The sequence below is a fragment of the Limnospira sp. genome (genome assembly GCF_051859755.1).
GTDB lineage: Bacteria > Cyanobacteriota > Cyanobacteriia > Cyanobacteriales > Microcoleaceae > Limnospira > Limnospira fusiformis.
In genome coordinates this window covers 1-1,906 of sequence record NZ_JBIMLI010000294.1, presented here as the reverse complement: position 1 = coordinate 1,906, position 1,906 = coordinate 1, and the positions used below count along the sequence as shown (strand labels likewise).

2 protein-coding genes are annotated in these 1,906 nt (G+C 51.3%); both read right to left on the bottom strand.

The annotated features are described in order from the left end of the window. Positions 1-281: 281 nt before the first annotated feature. Positions 282-1,040, bottom strand: coding sequence for a Uma2 family endonuclease (locus ACTIE0_RS24020; RefSeq protein ID WP_006668176.1), 759 nt, complete (start codon positions 1,038-1,040; stop codon positions 282-284). 183 nt (positions 1,041-1,223) lie between these two features. Continuing rightward, positions 1,224-1,906 (bottom strand): WD40 repeat domain-containing protein (locus ACTIE0_RS24015; protein ID WP_439517026.1); only part of this gene is annotated, 683 nt, incomplete at its 5' end.

Below are 1,906 nucleotides of genomic sequence, written 5' to 3'. Positions count from 1 at the left end.
TGGGTGAAACCCGAGCAACAAAGAGCGATCGCTTATTTAAGTAGGTTGGGTGGAGGTACGGAACCCAACACCACCATCTCTCAATGATGTTGGGTTTCACCCGAGCTACCTCTGTTGGGTGAAACCCGAGCAACAAAGAGCGATCGCTTATTTAAGTAGGTTGGGTGGAGGTACGGAACCCAACACCACCATCTCTCCGTTATGCTGGGTTTCACCCTCGTTTCACCCAACCTACAAATGTTGGGTGAAACCCGAGCAACAAATGTTGGGTTTCACCCAACCTACAAAGAGCGATCGCCTTCCAGTTGCTGTAAGCGAGCCTCCAATTCCCGCAGCCGCGTTTCCGCTAACTCCGCCCGCTGACGCTGTTGTTCGGCTTCCTGACGCTGTTGTTCAGCCTCCAAGCGCTGCTGTTGGGCTTCCTGACGCTGCTGTTCAGCTTCCAAGCGCTGCTGTTCCGCGATTTTGGCTAACTCTGTGGGGGTGAGAAATCGCTGACCATCAGGACGATAGATGGTGAACTGCTCGTCAATCAGTTCAAAGCGAATCCCTAACCGGGGACTCGTCCAGTTTTCCGCCTGCTCAATCAGTTCCAGGGAACCGGTTTGATTGCGTATCCACCCATGAAAATCAAAACGGTCTGGGTCGAAGATATAATATTCTTCCACCCCATAGCGATCGTAAAACTGCTGTTTCTTCACCATCTCCTTGAGACGATTTCCTGGGGAGAGAATTTCAAACACCACTTGGGGAGGGATATTCCCTTCTTCCCATTGTTTATAGGAACCGCGATCGCCTTTTGGTCGCCCGAACACCACCATTGCATCAGGTGCTTGTCGCAGTTTATTATTGCCTTCCATGGGATACCAGAGCAAATCTCCCGCTATAAAGACATTCGGATCATCATCAAACAGAATCTCCAAATTCTCTTTAATGACTACAATCCAGCGAAACTGGCGGGTATTTTCAGCCATGGGATTTCCATCAGAATCAGGGTAGATGACCTTTGTGGGTTGTGTGGGTTGAGGGGTAGTTACCATAAAATTAGACCTCTCAATTATTGAACTGGAATACACCATTGAGTCGGTGTCTATAGTTGGCTAACATTTTAGCTGATTTTTTCGTCAATAGTTAAGTCGGTTGGGTGGAGGTACGGAACCCAACACCACAAATGTTGGGTGAAACCCGATCCACAAATGTTGGGTGAAACCCGAGCAACTCCACTAAAACCCTACCCTCCACAACCGCACCACCCCATCATCACTCCCAGAAGCCAGGGTTTGACCATCAGGACTGAAGCTGACGCTATACACAGTGCTTGTATGTCCGGTGAGTTGGCGCAGTTCCCGTCCGGTAGCCACATCCCACAGTCGCACTGTGTTATCCCAACTCCCAGAAGCCAGGGTTTGACCATCTGAACTGAAGCTGACGCTATTCACACTGCTTGTATGTCCGGTGAGTTGGCGCAGTTCCCGTCCGGTAGCCACATCCCACAGTCGCACGATGTTATCATAACTCCCAGAAGCCAGGGTTTGACCATCTGGACTGAAGCTGACGCTTCTCACCCAGTTTGTATCTCCGGTGAGTTGGCGCAGTTCCCGTCCGGTAGCCACATCCCACAGTCGCACTGTGTTATCCGAACTCCCAGAAGCGAGGGTTTGACCATCAGGACTGAAGCTGACGCTCCACACAGTGCTTGTATGTCCGGTGAGTTGGCGCAGTTCCCGTCCGGTAGCCACATCCCACAGTCGCACGATGTTATCATAACTCCCAGAAGCCAGGGTTTGACCATCTGGACTGAAGCTGACGCTTCTCACCCAGTTTGTATCTCCGGTGAGTTGGCGCAGTTCCCGTCCGGTAGCCACATCCCACAGTCGCACTGTGTTATCCCAACTCCCAGAAGCCA